This window comes from Mucilaginibacter oryzae (assembly GCF_003148845.1).
Lineage (GTDB): Bacteria > Bacteroidota > Bacteroidia > Sphingobacteriales > Sphingobacteriaceae > Mucilaginibacter > Mucilaginibacter oryzae.
Genome location: NZ_QGHA01000001.1, coordinates 435,486 through 452,242, shown reverse-complemented (window position 1 = coordinate 452,242; position 16,757 = coordinate 435,486). Strand labels below are relative to the sequence as shown.

12 protein-coding genes and 1 tRNA gene are annotated in these 16,757 nt (G+C 42.4%); 5 read left to right on the top strand and 8 right to left on the bottom strand.

Annotation, left to right across the window (positions count from 1 at the left end; translation table 11 throughout):
* Positions 1-83 precede the first annotated feature (83 nt).
* Positions 84-503, top strand: a complete 420-nt coding sequence (locus LX99_RS01870) for an OsmC family peroxiredoxin (protein ID WP_022830117.1) — start codon at positions 84-86, stop codon at positions 501-503.
* 565 nt (positions 504-1,068) lie between these two features.
* On the opposite strand, the gene LX99_RS01865 is transcribed toward LX99_RS01870, so the two are convergent.
* The 8 genes from LX99_RS01865 to LX99_RS01830 form a co-directional block, all read right to left on the bottom strand.
* A complete protein-coding gene (locus LX99_RS01865) occupies positions 1,069-1,764 on the bottom strand; it encodes a Crp/Fnr family transcriptional regulator (protein ID WP_022830803.1) in 696 nt (231 codons plus the stop codon).
* Positions 1,765-2,032: 268 nt separating this feature from the next.
* Entirely contained in the window at positions 2,033-2,680 is a 648-nt protein-coding gene (locus LX99_RS01860; protein ID WP_022830804.1) for a response regulator transcription factor, read from the bottom strand.
* A 34-nt stretch (positions 2,681-2,714) separates the two neighbouring features.
* Positions 2,715-3,470 carry a sensor histidine kinase gene (locus LX99_RS01855; RefSeq protein ID WP_170122604.1) on the bottom strand — a complete coding sequence of 252 codons (756 nt, stop codon included), beginning with the start codon at positions 3,468-3,470 and terminating at the stop codon, positions 2,715-2,717.
* 22 nt (positions 3,471-3,492) lie between these two features.
* Complete coding sequence (locus LX99_RS01850; protein ID WP_022830806.1) at positions 3,493-4,158, bottom strand: hypothetical protein; 666 nt, start codon at positions 4,156-4,158, stop codon at positions 3,493-3,495.
* Between the two features lie 19 nt (positions 4,159-4,177).
* On the bottom strand, positions 4,178-4,750 hold the full coding sequence (locus LX99_RS01845; RefSeq protein ID WP_109605886.1) for a hypothetical protein: 573 nt from the start codon (positions 4,748-4,750) through the stop codon (positions 4,178-4,180).
* Between the two features lie 291 nt (positions 4,751-5,041).
* On the bottom strand, positions 5,042-7,522 hold the full coding sequence (locus LX99_RS01840; protein WP_170122603.1) for a patatin-like phospholipase family protein: 2,481 nt from the start codon (positions 7,520-7,522) through the stop codon (positions 5,042-5,044).
* Positions 7,523-7,994: 472 nt separating this feature from the next.
* Positions 7,995-8,070: transfer RNA gene (locus LX99_RS01835), tRNA-Gly, on the bottom strand.
* Positions 8,071-8,220: 150 nt separating this feature from the next.
* Complete coding sequence (locus LX99_RS01830; RefSeq protein WP_109605882.1) at positions 8,221-9,699, bottom strand: ligand-binding sensor domain-containing protein; 1,479 nt, start codon at positions 9,697-9,699, stop codon at positions 8,221-8,223.
* A 278-nt stretch (positions 9,700-9,977) separates the two neighbouring features.
* Here LX99_RS01830 and LX99_RS01825 point away from each other — a divergent pair, with 278 nt between their 5' ends.
* From LX99_RS01825 to LX99_RS01810, 4 genes are all read left to right on the top strand, one after another.
* Positions 9,978-10,511, top strand: a complete 534-nt coding sequence (locus tag LX99_RS01825) for an RNA polymerase sigma-70 factor (protein ID WP_109605880.1) — start codon at positions 9,978-9,980, stop codon at positions 10,509-10,511.
* A gap of 95 nt (positions 10,512-10,606) precedes the next feature.
* A complete protein-coding gene (locus tag LX99_RS01820; protein ID WP_109605877.1) occupies positions 10,607-11,698 on the top strand; it encodes a FecR family protein in 1,092 nt (363 codons plus the stop codon).
* Between the two features lie 253 nt (positions 11,699-11,951).
* Entirely contained in the window at positions 11,952-15,254 is a 3,303-nt protein-coding gene (locus LX99_RS01815) for a SusC/RagA family TonB-linked outer membrane protein (RefSeq protein ID WP_170122602.1), read from the top strand.
* Positions 15,255-15,258: 4 nt separating this feature from the next.
* On the top strand, positions 15,259-16,746 hold the full coding sequence (locus tag LX99_RS01810) for a RagB/SusD family nutrient uptake outer membrane protein (RefSeq protein ID WP_109605873.1): 1,488 nt from the start codon (positions 15,259-15,261) through the stop codon (positions 16,744-16,746).
* The last annotated feature ends 11 nt before the right edge of the window (positions 16,747-16,757 follow it).

Sequence of the window (16,757 nt, the reverse complement as noted above, 5' to 3'; positions counted from 1 at the left end):
CATGGATGAGGTCATTAAGTTGAGCAAAGAACTATGAAGCATGGTCTATAAACCAAATAACTAAAATACAAAAACCACAAACTATGAAACGTACAGCAAATGCACATTGGAACGGCACCTTACAGGCAGGCCAGGGTGAAATTACTACCCAAAGTACCGTATTGAACAAAACCCAGTACTCATTTAAAACCCGTTTTGCCGACGGTATCGGCACCAATCCCGAAGAATTATTGGCGGCTGCACATGCCGGCTGCTTCACCATGGCTGTTGGCGCTGCTTTAACTCAGGCGGGTTTTACACCCAATGATTTAACTACTGATGCCATCCTTGACCTGGATATGCAGGCTTTAGAAGTAAAAGGTATTCACCTGGAGCTTAAGGGTTCGGCTATTGATGGCGTTTCTGAAGAGAAGTTTAAGGAAATTGCAGAGGGCGCCAAATCCGGCTGTATTATTTCAAAAGCGCTGAGCGTGCCAATTACATTGAGCGTTACTTACGCGTAAGCCGGTTTTAAGGGACAAAATCCACGAATATTGCCAAAAATGGTTGATTAGATTAATTGGAAAATAATAAGTAGTAATTTCAAGTATAAGAGGAAACAAGCTCTGCAGGAGTGCAACTTGTCAGCAATGCTATTTTCGATAAAAATAGAGCCGGATGAAATTCCGGCTTTTTAATACATGTTTATAGTTGTTTATGACTAAGGAAACTCTATCGACGGTTTTCTTGTTTTGAGATATACATACCAACCAATAAGCACTTCAGTTTAGGTATTTGAAAAAACCGATGGCTGAAGAAAGACTTTAATTCATTGGTTGATATGGAAGTGGGCTTGCTGTTCTGTTTCTCCGCTTGATAATATCTGAACTTTTACAATTAAAACTGGCCTTTTTTAACGATTCCAAAAACGGAAAAAGTTAATGGAAAGTAGTTTTAATTTTTTTTATTTCTTATTGAAATTTGAATTACACTGTGAAAGGTTTTGGCAATTGTATCCGGATTTTCGTATTTCAGATCAATTGCTGGAGGCTTTATTAAATAAATATGAAAGATGAGGTTAATATTTCTTTACAAATCTGTATCTAAAGTCAATCCCAGCAAGCCGTCATAATTCAAAATACTTATTTTCTTTCCATTGGTGTTAATGAGTTTTTCCAGTGTCAGTTCATTAACCACCCTGAAGACAGTTTCGTAGGTGGCGCCGGCGTATGAGGCCAGGTCCTGGCGGGTAAGTTCAACGTTGATATGGCCCTCGGGATTGGTGCCGAACTGTTCTTTAAGGGAAATGAGTGCTTGTGCTACACGGCCTTTTACCGGCATGTGGGCCAGGTTACGCATTTTGCGTTCGGCTTCCTGTAGTTCGTCGGCAAAAAAAAGCATCATTTTATACGTGAACTGCGGGTTCACTTTCAATGTAGCTTCAAAAAACGACATATCTACATAACAAATAATCCCGGCTTCGAGCGCTGTTGCCGAGATAGGGTAGCGCGTGGCGTGTGTGCCTAATGCACGGTGCCCAAAAATGGCACCTTTATTTGCAAAGCGTATAATGAGCTCCTTATCTGCCCCCCATTTTTTATGCACTTTTACGTTGCCCTCGTAAACAAAATAAATACCTGTTACTAAATCTCCTTCACTGAAAATAACCTGACCTTTTTTAACTGCAAAGTTTTTTTTATTGGCCGAAATTGCCGGAATCCATTCATTGATGCAGTTTTTACACAAAAAACAAGAGTTATTATCGCACTGGATGTTTCTTTTCATTAAAATTACCCCTAAATGTCAACTTAGGATGTAAAAATATTAATGAATATTGTATTTGTTGTAAATTTTTTAAGTTTAAATCATCTATTTGTTGTTTAATGTTGATTGTTTGCTGATTGTAAATTGATTTTATGGTTTTTATTGTCGGTATTTAGATAAAATTTTTGATTTTGTGTGTGATTTTGCTTTTTTTATCACTTTGTATGTTTTGTTCAGGGCTCAAGGTCATCTTATAGAAGTGAGCTTAAATAAAAGCCGTTTTAAGTTTTTATATAATTCCGTTTTTTACCGCAAACATCACCAGCCCCGCGGTATTGCGTACGCCAACTTTGTCAATAAGCCTTTGCCTGATGCCTTCAACCGAGCGGGGACTGAGAAAAAGCTGTTGCCCCATTTCAACGGCTGTCTTTTCGGCGCAGATTAATTTCAAAACATCCTGTTCACGTTCGGTTAATTCAACGCCTTCTTTAAATGATGGTTTGATGTTTCCCTTTATAACCAGCTTTTTCAATAACGCGTTACTAACCACGTTGTTAAAGTAATAACCCGTTTCATACACCGAATAAACGGCTTTCCTGATCTCATCGGCGTCGGCGTTTTTCAAGAGGTAGCCGCTGGCGCCAATTTCCATCAGATGAATCACAAATTTTTCATCATCATACATGGTTACCACTACAATTTTTATCTCGGGGTATTTTTTTTTGATCAGTTTGGTGGCTTCCATGCCGTCCATCACAGGCATTTTCAAATCCATAATAATTACATCCGGTTTGTGCGTTTCAAGGCCTTTAACCAGGTCTTCACCGTCGCCTGCTTCCAATATTACTTCAAGATTATCGTCAATAGCAAGGCCAACTTTCAGGCCATCTCTAAATATAGTGTAGTCATCGGCTATGGCTATTTTAATATGTTTCATCGCCTTAAATATTGATAGGTAAATGTTTTGATAATTATTGGGGGATATTGAGGTCAATGCGGTAGCCCGTGTCTGTTTTTGAAAACTTTAATTCGCCTTTCAGTAAAATTATCCGGGTTTGGATGGCTTTAAGCCCCATTCCGTTTTTATTAAATTTAAAAGCTTCGTACTCTTCATGGGCTAAACCTTTGCCATCATGAAAAATGCTTATGTTTAACATGCTGTTATGATATTTCGAGGTAATACGGATGTTTTTGGGTACCGCGTGCTTGATAATATTATTCATCAACTCCTGCACCATGCGGTAAATGCTCATATCATTTTCTGCGTTTTGAGGTTCATAGGCGCTATCAAGCCGTGTGGTGATCTTAATCACATCATGCAGCGCAATTTTTTCGGTAAAATGCCTTATCGCTTCATTTAAGCCAAACTCTTTCAATATGCTCGAATGCAGGTTGTGCGATATGCCGCGTACCTGCTTAATTGCGCCGTCAAGTAATTCCTGCCCTTTCTGGTAGCGGGGCACGTTATTTTTATCAGAGGCATTGATCGTCACTCCCTGAAAATGCAACTTGGCCGCCGATAGAATGGCGCCTACCTCATCGTGCAGTTCCTCTGCTATCCTGTGGCGTTCGGTTTCTTCGCTTCGTACGGCGGCTTCAATTAACTGGTTTTGCTGGGTTTGATGCAGTTGTTGTATGTTTTTATGATACTGGTATTTTTTGCGCTGAAAAAAAATGAAAATAAGCAGTATGCTCGCAAATAATGAAAGCATAACTGCTATTCCCATAAAAAGCAGGAGTTTAATATCCTCATTCGTCTGATTCATAAAGGCCTTTTGCTATAAATATACATAAAATAGTATATGTGAAATTGTGGATGTTCCACAGGCTTATGGCAAAATTATGAAGACGAATAGTTAATTGGTTGTAAAGCAAAAAGATAAAAAAGTTTACCGTGTAATAAATTCCAATGCCGGTAACTATCCAGAAATCGGGCTGTTTTTTACCGGGCTCTTCATCTTCGGTTATTTTAAATATATAATATTGCATGCAGTAAAACATCATGATTACCGCTTCGAACGACAGCAGGCGGCTGCTTAAATGCCCGTAATCGAAAAAGTTTTGATAAAAACTAAAATTAACAAGCACAAAAGCCAGAAAGGCAAAGGGTGCTATCTTTTTTGTTCGTGATAAAAAAGGTTGATTTAACCTATTGAAAAACGAACTGAACAGCAAAAGCCTTATCACCGAATGTATGTTATAAAGATAATTGTTGGTATTGTAAGGCCTCGGCAACGAAAGCTTTAATTTCCACACGACATCAATAGTAATATTAATGATAAGGGCTGTCCATATATATATTACTACCGGCTTGCTGAAAAACGGTTGTTTTCGTTTTAAAATAAGAATGGCCAGAGGAATGAGCAAAGCCCAAACCTCCGACCAGTCAGCTATACTTTTTATGATTTCGAGCACGCTAAAATAATATTAAAAACTACGGTAATTTTGCCGGAGGCGAAGGGTTTGAATCAATGGCGGCGTTACCCGTATCCGCGTCTCCGTAATCAATCGGAGATCCATTTTTTACCAGGCCAATAGCATATACCACGTGCTTGTTTGAGGTCATTATTTTAGGCGTAAAAGTAAGGTAATCATAATCGCGTAGTTTACCGTTGTCTGTAGTTATTACCGCAATAATAGCCTTTTTGGTAAGATAAGTGTTGCCTAAAACTGCTGGACCCGAAAGGTTTACCGTGGTATCTTTGGCTATGGACAGTGTGTCGGGATGCAGGGCATTCAGGTAGTTGCCCGCGGTATCGATTACGTAGGATACCAGTTGCAATGGATGAGCTGCATTAGCTACATCGGGCGTGTAAAACTGGAAAATAAAATTGTCGACTTTTGACGAGTCGAGCCAGTGGTTTACCTGCTCCCTGGTGTATTTCACCTGCGCAAATTTTTCACGGGTAGGGTGGGTGGTCGGATTGCAGGAACCCATAAGCAGCAATGAACCGGCTACGAGGCCTAAGTAGATTAATTTGATAATTGGGGGGTCGTTTTTTTTCATGATATAATTCGGTTTAATGTGTAGGTAAGTTAGTTATATTATTAAAATAATTACTGATAATAATCAAAAGATAATACTTCATTGCTGCCAGTGATATCCCGTTTACAGTGAATTGATCGGGCAGCCGTTTATTTAATTTGCGCTAAAAATACTAATGGTTTACGATGTGTATATGCGTATAAATACCTTAGTTTTTTAATGCGTATTTATACGCTGTGGCTGCCTTCAGGTACACAAGGGCACTCTCCCCCGCAGTTAAGTGCCCTTGTGTAAAATGACTTTATCTTTAAGTTACAATAAGGTTCTTTCAACAATATTAACCCCGGGGTCTATCACCCAATCTGCAGCCGGAAGGGTTTTGCCCGCGTCTGCATCTTTTAATAACCGATAGGTGAATTTGGGATTGGGCATCATATTGGCGAGTGTTACCGCGTCATGTCCGGGCAGATCAATACGGCAAAACTTGCGGTCGAGCAGAAAGCCATCTTTGTCAATCACGATGGTTGAGTTTTGCGCATGGTGACCATCCCAGCGCGCGGCTATGCTGTCGCGGTTGTAATAGTATTTCAGTTCGGTTATCAGCAGCAGTTTGCTGCCTGCTTTTACCGGGGCTATATCTTCAAAATTGCCGCTGCCGTCTATCTCGAACTTTTTGTCATTTACTTCGATAGTAAATACAAAAGTATAGTAAGGATCTGCCTTCAGTTCCATGCGCGACAGGCTTTTTTTCACCATGCTGCTGATCCCCGATAAAATGATCTGATCTGCGCCCGGAAACAGATCAATTACCGATGAGTTTTTAAACAGGCTGTCTATCCTTTCATCAATATCCAAAAGTTTTTGCCTGAAATCCTTTTCGTACTCAGCCTGTTTGTTCCATGCTTTAAAAGGCGGCAGTTTGAAGTTCTTATCAAACAAGCCCAGTTTGTTCATTAGCCATTGCGCCGAATAGGTAGCTACTTCGGCAGCATAAATATTGGGGTATTTTGATGTAAATCCCGAAAAAGCTTCGAGATAATCGCCCGGCAAGGTAACAATTTCGGCCTCGCCGTTATTATCTTTTATCGGCGCTATAGCTATAATTTTATCGGCTTTGCTTTTCCCCGAAAGGCCCATTAACAGATCAATAAAAATGGTATAAAGCGCTTCGAGCAGTAATTTATACAGCGATGGATCTACTGCGCCTGCCTGACCATTGATAAAAATATCAATACTATCTTTCAGACTCCCGTATTTGGCCGGGTTTTCCTTAACCACCCTTATCAATTCGTTCCGGACGGTTAGTGAACCAACCGGTACTATATCATTCAGTTTTTGTTTGCTCAATATATCGTCAAGCTGATCGCGAAGACCGTCGATATCGCTTGCATTAACGTTGGCGCCAACAATCAGGTTGCTGATTAAATTATAGTACTTAATTTTATTTTCAAACAGATCATATACATACGCAATTTTATCATTCTCATTAACCCGTCCTTCGTCAACTATCATTGATACAAGGGTACCAAGGTGCGCCAGCAGCCTGTCGAGTGTTGAGCGGTGCACCAGGTCGTAGCCATCTAAAGCGCCCAAAAACGCGCGCGGCTTGTTAATACCATAGGTTTGGTGTACCGGAAGCCGGTAATCTACGCCCGAGCTGTCTACGCTTGGGTCAACAAAAACAACAATGCGGTCAAAGTCCGATGCATCGCCGGCGTCAAGATAGGCGGCCATTCTGAAAGCCTCCCGTACCGGTTCGTTATTAAAGGTTCCGCCATCCATATAGGTAAACGGATAGGACGGGATGTAACCCTCGCCGTTGCCTGTATAACCTGTGGCCAGCTTGCAAACATTATCGTTCAGTTCCTCGGGCCAGTCCGATCCGTATTCAAACTTAAAGCGTTCAAGCACTACGGGTTCAAAGGCGAAAGGGAAGGCGCCGCAGGCCATTGATGTTGCCACCATACGCGCCCAGGCTCCTTTGTCGCAAATGTTGCCAAAATACCCGGCTTGTTTATCGCCGGTATGGTACCGTACCCATTTAGCCGGGAAGTCTTCCGGTTTTTGATCAATTTCTTCCTTGTTCTGTTCGCTGAAAAATAGATGGAAAACCCGCAGTTCCTTATGTTCCGACGAGGTGAAGGCATCTGCTGCCCCTGCAAAATTTACCGGGTCTTTTATCTGTTTCGGGGCGCAGTTATATTGAATAGAGGTAAGGTTTGCCAGAGTACTGCCAAAAATTACTTCGTCGGCCAGGAGGCACTTCCTTTCAAATTTGCTGGCATAAGCTTCGTCGAGCGCGAAATATTTGTTGGCGATATCTTCGAGGGCACCGCGGCGTAAAATCCCTGCTTCGTAAACCAGGTTGGCCTGCTGGCTGGTGTTCCCGACACCAAGCAGTTTATCTATATTAATTTCGTTGATCCAGATATCTGCTTCAAGGTTTTTTACCACCTGGGCAACTATCAGCGCCCTTTGTTTTTCGGCAGATAATGAATTGAAATCGAAAGAATGGTCGTTTTTTAAATCGTTGGTAGCCCGTGCAATTTCTTCGTCGGTTTGATGCGCAAGGCCCCGCAACATAATAGCTAAGGACATGGAACCCGCGCTGGCCCCTGCAAATACATCAATAATCACTTCGTTGTATTGCTGGAATTTTCCCTCTCCGTCAATATAGCCGGCGCGTAATACCGCCTGTTTAATTGACTCGGCAAGGGCCGCGCCCGAAAATGTGCCTAACGAAACCCCGCCGCCCATAGCGAAGCCGAGTTTTAGATTTTTGATAGCTGTCATGGATAAGTATTTAGATGTTGATGTTGATTTCGGTTGTCTAAACGCGGCAAGCTTTAATTCATAGCCCTTAGTTTCCGTTAAATTTCGATATAAATAGCTACGGTAGCAACCCGTAAAAACACCCATGTTTTTACCGTTAAAAAAGCAGGCAGCTCTTACCTGCGGTGCGCAATTTTGTAAGCGAAAACGGCGGATTGTTAATTTTCGGGGCGACGGCAAGGGTGATCTTACATTCCTGTGCCGGTATTTAGGGTGATATTACCGAATAGCAGTTGATCTTCCCGGGTGCATGGCTTAATGATAGATAAGTAATGCTGTAGTTTAATATGATATTATCATTAACAGAACCCGGGGGCGGCTAAAGATACCGGTTGATATCTGAAAGAATTTTTGGAATGCTGTAAGTGGTGGACACCGCCATGCCGGTAAGCGCCGGAACAAAAAAGTCTTCCCCGCATTTAGAGGAAGACTTTGGAGCGAAAGACGAGATTCGAACTCGCGACCCCGACCTTGGCAAGGTCGTGCTCTACCAACTGAGCTACTTTCGCATTTGTTAATGATACATCGTGTATCATTTTTTGGTGGTGCAAAGATATAAATTCCCGCATAATTAAAAGTGTGTTAACAAAAAATACACACAGTTATTTTTTAAAATTTTGATTTTCAGTCCGAAAAAATTTACAGAACCATACCTTAATTTAGTATTTATGCCCCTGTTTTTTCTTCACCCGTACCAGGCCATTGGCTGTTGTGGCATAAACGGTACCTTTCGAGTCTTGCAGCAACTGGTAAATTTTAAAGCCGGGAAGCGGCGAATTGTTGTTATGATAATTTTCCCAGCTATCCGTCAGGTTAAACCTTACCAGGCCGGATTGATCGGTACCGAGCCACAAAACATGCTCAAACTTATCATACAACATGCAATTAACCTTGTTTGAAGGCATGCCCGAATTAGCATCGTTATAATGCAGCCATTTTCCGCGCGAGGTTATAACGGCTATACCTTCTTTATCTGTTTCGCTGCCGGGCTGGTTACAATCCTGAAGCGAGAAATACACGTTACCGGCTTCATCTTCTACAGCGCCGGTAATACAGGTGTTTTTTAATGGCGTATTTAAATTGTTGTAGGACGTGATGATGGTACCATCAATCATGATAGTTCCTTTTGATGTACCTATCCAGAGGCGTTTATACCTGTCAACATAAGCAAAAATCACATTGCTTGAAGGCAGTTCGGGCATCGATTTTTTGTTAATTACCACTACCTTATCCTTACGCTTCACTACAAGTCCGTTTTGGGTAGCAAAAAGCAGCTCGCCATTGCGGCTGTTCAGGATCTGTGTAACCCCGCGCGATAAAAACTGTTTAAAATCAAACAGCTGCCAGCCGCTTTGATTGTAAAGGTACACCTGGTTGTTGGCATATACCCATTTATTGTTGTCTTTATCAATCAAAACCTCTTTAATGGCAGCATCCGAGGCAAATGGCGAATTGTATTCAGTAACCGGGATAAAGGTTGTACCCTCAAAACGGGTCATGCCTTTAGCGGTAGCATACCACAACATATCCGATTGATCGATAGCGCATGATTGGCTGATGTTATCAGGCAGGGGCGAGTTATATTTGGTCCAGGTAGTAAACTCGTAGTTTTTTAACGACAGATTTGCGTACGCGTTTTTATTATAGATAACGGGATCGCCGGGAGGGGCTTGTTCGCTCAGGTCCATCGGTGCCATTTGCCCGTATATGCCACCACTAATGAAACGGAAAATAACGTTTACCGATGAGGCCACCGGTTTACCGTCAACAAGGGCGGGCTTCCATGGGCAGCCGTTAAGGTACGTGATCAGCTCGGCAGTGAGCGGGCTTTTAGTGGCGTCGTTATGACTTAGCACGCAGGCAAAGCCCTTTTCATCAACATATACCTGGAAGGTTATCGAACCCTGTGCATCCCTCAGCATATAACGCTGATTGATCCTCGCGGCCACAAAATCAAGGGTTAGCTGATCGCAGTATGCGCGCGGATTGCCGCACTCAACGCAGAATTGGGCCGATTGGCAATAATCTATTTTTTGAAGAAACAGACTTTGCGCCGAAAGCATCGACGGTAAAAAGCAGAAAAACAGGCCTGTAAGTAACAGCCTGCGAGTTTTAGTTTGAAAAAAAGAAGCCAGCATTACGCTTATAAATAAAAGGAAGCAAACGCGAAACAACAAATGAATGATAGTTAAATTATGTTAAACAAAGTTAGGCATAATAAATGAGTATAAGGTGAAGCTTAAATAGTGGTGTTAGTGCTTGTTACGGCGGTTTGTGTAACGTTCGATAATTATTGGGATATAACACTTGTTTACATCTCTTTCAATGACTGTAGCCCCATTCATGTAATTTTTTCTTTACATTTACTTTTGGTTTCGGTTTGCAGATTGGAGCCGTTTTTAATTGACTTGACACGTTGAATATACAGGAGCTTGTACATCTTATCCGGTTTGATGATGATGAGGCTGCGTTTAACCGGCTTTACCGCCTGCAGGTAAACAAGCTGTACCAGTTTGCATATTCGTTTTTAGGCGATAAAGAACCCGCCGAAGAAATAGTTAACGATCTGTTCCTGAAGATATGGCTCAACCGCTCATCATTGGATAGCATCCGCAATATGCAGGTTTACATGTATGTAACGGTAAAAAATGCCTGTTTAAATTACCTGCGTGGCACCTTGATGAAACAATCTAAAGAAGCCAGTATCGCAGAAGCTTATTATTTTCACCTCTCGGTTGATCCTGCCCAGTTACTCATCGGCAAAGAATTGCAGTCGGATATCTTAGCCGCTGTTGATAGCCTTCCGCCGCGTTGCAAGCTCATTTTTAAAATGGTTAAGCAAGACGGTTTATCGTGCAGGGAAGTAGCCGATATTCTTAACCTCTCTCATAAAACGGTTTTCGCGCAGTTGGTAATCGCGTTGAAGAGGTTGGAAAGTGTTATAAAGTAGTTATAAATAGCTTCAAAACTCTTTTAATTTTTTTTAAATTTCTTTTAGGAATATCCCTGCGTTCATGTGTCCTTATTACAGAACCACTGAACTATATGGGAAAATCGAGGTTTATTGAACTGATGGCTAAAAAAATGGATGGTTCGGCAACCGAGGCCGAGCTAACCGAATTACAATTTTTTTTAGACCAGCATCAGGCCAATAAAAAGTTTGAAGCATTAACCAACGCGCTTACCGGCACGCTCAAAAATGACCGGGAAGGTTTATCAGAAACCGCGATAAATAACAGCCTTAGCGATTTATGGGTGAAGATCAAAAATCAGGAGCAGGTTGACGCTTTGCCTCCGGAAGTAAATGTTAAACCTATTGGCAGGAACTTTAAATGGTTAGGCCTGGCGGCAGCCATAGCCGTTTTTGCTATAGGCGGCTTGTGGTTTTATAAACAGATAGCCATTAAAGCCCAAACAGAAGCTGTTGTTATAAAGAAGGTTGATGTGCCTTATGGCAGCCTGGCACAGGTTTCACTGCCCGACGGTACCACTGTAAAATTAAACGCGGGTAGTCACTTCAGTTATCCATCGGCCTTTGTGGGCTCGCAGCGTGAAGTTACCCTGGAAGGGGAGGGCTTTTTTGAGGTTACCAAAAATGCCAAAAAACCATTTTTAGTGCATACCGAAGGTTTTACAGTACGGGTGTTAGGTACCGTGTTTAATGTGAAAGCCTATCGCGGCGATAAATCTACCGAAACTACGCTGTTAAAAGGCAAGGTACAGGTTGAACTGAAAGATGATCCCGATAAAAAACTGATCCTCGCCCCCCACGAAAAACTAACCATCAATAACCGGCAATATACAGGTAAGCAGCAAACACCGGCAATAACCGGCAAAGTAAAGTATGAGTTATCAACCCTGCCCGTGACTGCCGGTGATACTTATGTTGAGAATGCCTGGACGGTGAATAAAATAATGTTTGCCAACAGCGCTTTTGAAGATGTGGCCCTGCAAATAGCGCGTAAATACAATATACATATGGTATTTACTGATGAGAAGCTAAAAAAAGAGCAAATCAGCGGTGTACTTGAAAATGAAAGCCTTGAAACAGCGCTGAATTATTTGAAGCAGATAGTTGATTTGCGAACTAAAACCGGGGGCGATACCGTTTACCTGGCTTATAAAACAAAACGATAACAAACTAACATTACTAACTTAAACAAAACGGATGAGAAAAAACATTTACTTATCAGATTCCTGAAAATCCTGCTAACAAATTAGGGAAGAGGTGCAACTCTTCCCCGCAAAAATCTGGGATTTATTATTGTGAGTAAGCGAGTTGGAACCGAGCTTACTCTATCCATTAATTTTCAAAACAAATGTAATGAAAAAAACAAGAAGGGCATTTGCCACTCCGGGTGCCCCCGTATGCCTTAAAGTTATCTTGCTAATGAAAGCAGTTTTCTTTGTGATATTGGCTACCTGCCTGCAGGCTTCTGCAAGCGTTTACTCGCAGCAAAAGTTTACACTTAGCCTGAAGCAAACCGAGGTAAGTACTATCCTCTCTAAAATTCAAAAACAAAGCGATTATCGCTTCTTTTACAATTACTCGGCCATCAAAAGGCTGGGCAAGGTTGATATTGATGTAAAAGACGCATCGGTAAGCGAAATCCTGAACTCGCTTATTGACGATAAACTCCCCTATAAAATAGCTGATGATCATGTGGTTATCATTTCAACCCCCGAGGCCGGCAACAACCCTGTTATTATAAAAGGTAAAGTTACCGACGCCAAGGGGGAGCCACTGATTGGCGTAAACATCCGCGTACAGGGAACAAACCAGGGCACCACTACGGATATTAATGGCAATTTTAACCTGAACGTGGCTGATAAAGCCGTACTGGAGATCAGCTACATAGGCTACGAGAAGAAGACTGTGGTTGTCGACGGTGCGCAATCATTAAACATAACCCTAACAGCTCTGCCATCTGCTTTAACCGAAGTGGTTGTAGTTGGTTATGGCACTACCAAAAAAGTGGATGTTACCGGTTCGGTAGCAAGTGTTAAAGGTGGTGATATCCAAAATCTGCCTGTAGCTTCGGCAGCCCAGGCCCTGGATGGCCGTGCGGCAGGTGTAAGTGTTGTACGTAATGATGGTTCGCCTGGCGCAGCGCCAAGTATCCGCATCCGTGGTACGGGTACAGTTAATGATGCTAACCCGCTTATTGTAATTGACGGTGTACCTACCAGCAACCCCGATGCGCTAAGCGATATCAACCCCAATGATATTGCCTCGGTTGACATTTTGAAAGATGCATCCTCAAGTGCCATCTACGGTACAAGGGCTGCAAACGGTGTAGTTTTGGTAACAACCAAAAAAGGTACTTACAATCAAAAGCTTGCAACATCGGTTAATTTCTACAACGGCTTTTCAAACACTACCAAATATCTTAAGGTACTTACCGCGCCCGATTTGTTCAAGTTAAAACGCGAACGATATACTAACGATGGCGTTGCAATAGAAGCCCCGTGGACCGATAATTATTATGCCATCCAACGTACCGACTGGCAACGCGCCATTATGGGGACAGGCCACGTAATTAATGGCGACGTAAGCATACAGGGTGGCAACGATGTTTCTAACTATTACTTTTCTCAATCTATTTATAACGAGGATGGTATTATTGATAAGGCTAACTTTAAACGTTACAGCACCCGTGTTAACTCAGAACATAAGGTATCATCGTGGTTAAAACTGGGCGAAAACATACAGTTAACTTATGGTAACCAAAACGGGTTTGATAACAGAAGCTCGCAAACCGGCTTGCTTTTCTCGGCACTGCGCTTTAATCCAGCTATCCCGCTGGTAAATCCTGATGGTACGTATGGTACATCAAAAGCTTTTGCCAACCAGTTGGGTGATATCAACAGTCCTTATGCAACCATACAGGAAACTGATAAGTATACCAAAAGGTACCGTGCACTGGCCAATGCCTTTGCCGAAATTTCTTTTACCAAGGATTTGAAATTACGTGTTAATTACGCGTTTGACGGAACACTGATCCGCAGCTATAATTTTAGCATTGCCGATGTTAACCAGGCCAGGCAAAATACTACCTCAACTTTAACACAAACCGAAGAAGAGGTTTCTTCACAATTGCTCGAATCGTTTCTTACCTATGATAAGGTATTTGGTAAAAGCCACATAACTTTTACAGGTGGTTATTCATACCAAAACTTTAACGATTATGGTTTTAACGCGCAACGAATTGGTTTTGATGATACCGACCCTGCCCAAAGGGTGCTTAGCCAGGGTAACAGCCAGTTTAATTCAAGTCTACCTGTTCAGCCATCATCGCTGCAGTCGGGTTTCGGCAGGTTGTTTTATGATTTCGACAGCCGGTTTTTAGCAACAGTTACTTTCCGTGCGGATGGATCATCTAAATTTGCGCCAGGCAAACAATGGGGTTATTTCCCGGCGTTTTCATTGGGTTGGAGATTATCTAACGAACAATTCATTAAAAACCTAACCTGGATCAGCAACCTGAAATTAACAGGCGGCTACGGCGAATTGGGTAACCAGAATGTTAACCCTTATCAATACCTGAGCCTGATTAAAATAGGCAGCACTTACGAAAACGGCGGATATGTATTCGGCGGATCGGGTGTAAGCGGCGCGGCTGTTGTTAGCATTGCCAATCCCGAAATTACCTGGGAACGCAGCGCGATGACCAACGTTAGTCTTGAAGCCGGATTTTTAAATAACCGGTTAAATACCACGTTAACTTATTTTAATAAGGAAACCAAAAAAATGCTGGTACCATCGTCAGAGGTTTCTACAGTAGGCAGCGTATCTATTCCTGATAAAAACATAGCTAACATGAATAACCACGGTATCGAGGTTGACATTAACTACCAGGGTGGCGAAAAGTTGAAATATACCATCGGTGCCAACGCTTCATTCATCAAAAATAAGGTTACCAAGCTTTATGGTGCAGGAGCCTACATCAACTCGGTAAATTACGGCCGCTCAAACCAGGAAATTTCCCGTACGTATGAAGGCTTGCCTATCGCTTCTTTCTTTGGCTGGAAAACCAATGGTTTATACCAAACCCAAGCCGATATTGACAATGATCCGGCACTTAAAAACGATTCGAGAAAAGGAAGCATCCGCCCGGGTGATGTACGCTTCGTGGATATTAACAATGACGGTGTAATTGACGGTAACGACCGCACTTACATTGGCGATCCAAACCCTAACGTTACAGCCGGCATACAAGGTAGCTTATCCTACAAAGGCTTCGATTTCTCGGCCAACGTTACCGGTGTGTTTGGTGTAAGCTTATATAATGCCGACAGGATGCAGGGTATAGATCCAACTTATCCGTTTAACCTTTATGCTGAAAGCTTAGGCCGCTGGACAGGTGCGGGTACGAACAATACCATACCAAGATTATCGTTAGACAGGCCTAACGATAACTACCGCACATCCGATCTGTTTGTTGAAAGCGGTAACTACGTTAGTTTAAAAAATGCTACCCTTGGTTATACATTGCCTTTGGCATGGTCAAAAAAGGCGGCGCTGAAAAGCGTAAGAGTCTACGCTTCGGGCCAAAACATTTTTTATATAACTAAATACAAAGGTTACACACCTGAGTTAGGTTATACCGATGGCAACAAGCAACGTGGTGTTGATGTGGCACAATATCCTTCGGTACGCACAATTACATTCGGTGTAACAGTTAAATTATAAAATCATGAAATCGAATAACATATTATATATAGCGATAGCACTGGCTTTATTTAACAGCGGTTGTAAAAAAGCGCTCGATTTAAAGCAGCAAGGGGTTTATACCTCTGATAATTATTTCCGCAACGAAACAGACGCTATCAACGCGGTGAGCGGGATTTACAGCCTTTTAGAGGAAGAAGATTACATCGGTCACGCCGAATCAACCTTCGATACCCCATCTGATGATTACTGGCGCTCGGGCGACCATGGTGAAGACGAAGCTATCGAAAACTTAACTTACGACGCCTCTAACCCCGCCATCAGGTATCCCTACAAGTGGAGGTATGAAGAGATTAATCGTTCAACAAACTGTATCATCAATATACCTAAAATCACAGCCATTTCTGCCGATATCAAAAACCGCAGCTTGGGTGAGGCCTATTTTTTAAGGGCGTTTGGTTACTGGCGATCTATGCTGATTCATGGTGATGTGCCGATCATTACCGACGAGGATTACGCAAAACAATTGTTTAACGTACCTAAATCGCCTATTGAAGAGGTTAGAAAACAAATAGAAAGCGATTTGCTGAAAGCTGTTGACTTGCTGCCTGAAAGCTATGGCCCATCAGATCGTGGACGTGTAAGCAAAGGCACTGCTTTAGGTTTGTTAACCAAACTATATATGTACTGGGAAAAATTGCCGGAAGCAATTGCTACAGGGCAAAAGGTAATTTCAAATCCGCACTATGCATTGGCGACTAATTATGCCGATAACTTCACCCGCGCCAATGAAAACAGCACGGAATTGCTTTTCTCCATCCAGGCTTTACAAAACGTAGTACAAAACGATTTTACGGTTTACTACATTCCAAGGCCATGGGGCGGATATGGTTTTAGCCAGCCGTTACAGGGACTTGCCAATGAATTTGAGGCTGGCGATCCACGTAAACAGGCTACCCTATTAGCTGTTGGGGATATTATTGATATAGGTTTAGTTAGCACCCGCCAAACCGTGTTTACAGCCGATCTGTCGGCTACCGGCTTTGCGTTTAGAAAATACGCTGTATTTAATCCGCCAAGCGGCACAAACGATGGCGGTGTTGATCATACCTTTGCCGTGCCATTATTACGTTCGGCAGATATTTACCTGTTAGTTGCAGAAGCTTTGATCCGTACGCAAGGTGCGGGTGCAGGCGATGCGTTGATCAACCAGATCAGGCACAGGGCATCAGCATCTCTTAAGCCGGTTTCAGGCGCAGGTATGAAGGAACTGATTCATGAGCGCCGTGTGGAACTTGCCGGCGAAGGCGAGCGCCATCAAGATCTAATGCGCTGGGATAAAAAGAACATTGTTGATATCGCGGCTATTTATAACCTGCCGGTTTCAAAAGCTCCTGTCGATCAATCAAAAACAATAACCTTTGTTCGCCCTAAAAACTATTATTTCCCGTTACCACAACAGGAAATTGACAAAAGTAAAGGCGTTTTGGTGCAGAACCCTAACTTTAAATAAACCATAATGAT

Coding starts and splice junctions, on each gene's coding strand:
- LX99_RS01870 (WP_022830117.1), top strand. CDS start 84: ATGAAACGTACAGCAAATGCACATTGGAACGGCACCTTACAGGCAGGC.
- LX99_RS01865 (WP_022830803.1), bottom strand. CDS start 1,764: ATGAAAAGAAACATCCAGTGCGATAATAACTCTTGTTTTTTGTGTAAA.
- LX99_RS01860 (WP_022830804.1), bottom strand. CDS start 2,680: ATGAAACATATTAAAATAGCCATAGCCGATGACTACACTATATTTAGA.
- LX99_RS01855 (WP_170122604.1), bottom strand. CDS start 3,470: ATGGGAATAGCAGTTATGCTTTCATTATTTGCGAGCATACTGCTTATT.
- LX99_RS01845 (WP_109605886.1), bottom strand. CDS start 4,750: ATGAAAAAAAACGACCCCCCAATTATCAAATTAATCTACTTAGGCCTC.
- LX99_RS01840 (WP_170122603.1), bottom strand. CDS start 7,522: ATGACAGCTATCAAAAATCTAAAACTCGGCTTCGCTATGGGCGGCGGG.
- LX99_RS01830 (WP_109605882.1), bottom strand. CDS start 9,699: ATGCTGGCTTCTTTTTTTCAAACTAAAACTCGCAGGCTGTTACTTACA.
- LX99_RS01820 (WP_109605877.1), top strand. CDS start 10,607: ATGGGAAAATCGAGGTTTATTGAACTGATGGCTAAAAAAATGGATGGT.
- LX99_RS01815 (WP_170122602.1), top strand. CDS start 11,952: ATGAAAGCAGTTTTCTTTGTGATATTGGCTACCTGCCTGCAGGCTTCT.
- LX99_RS01810 (WP_109605873.1), top strand. CDS start 15,259: ATGAAATCGAATAACATATTATATATAGCGATAGCACTGGCTTTATTT.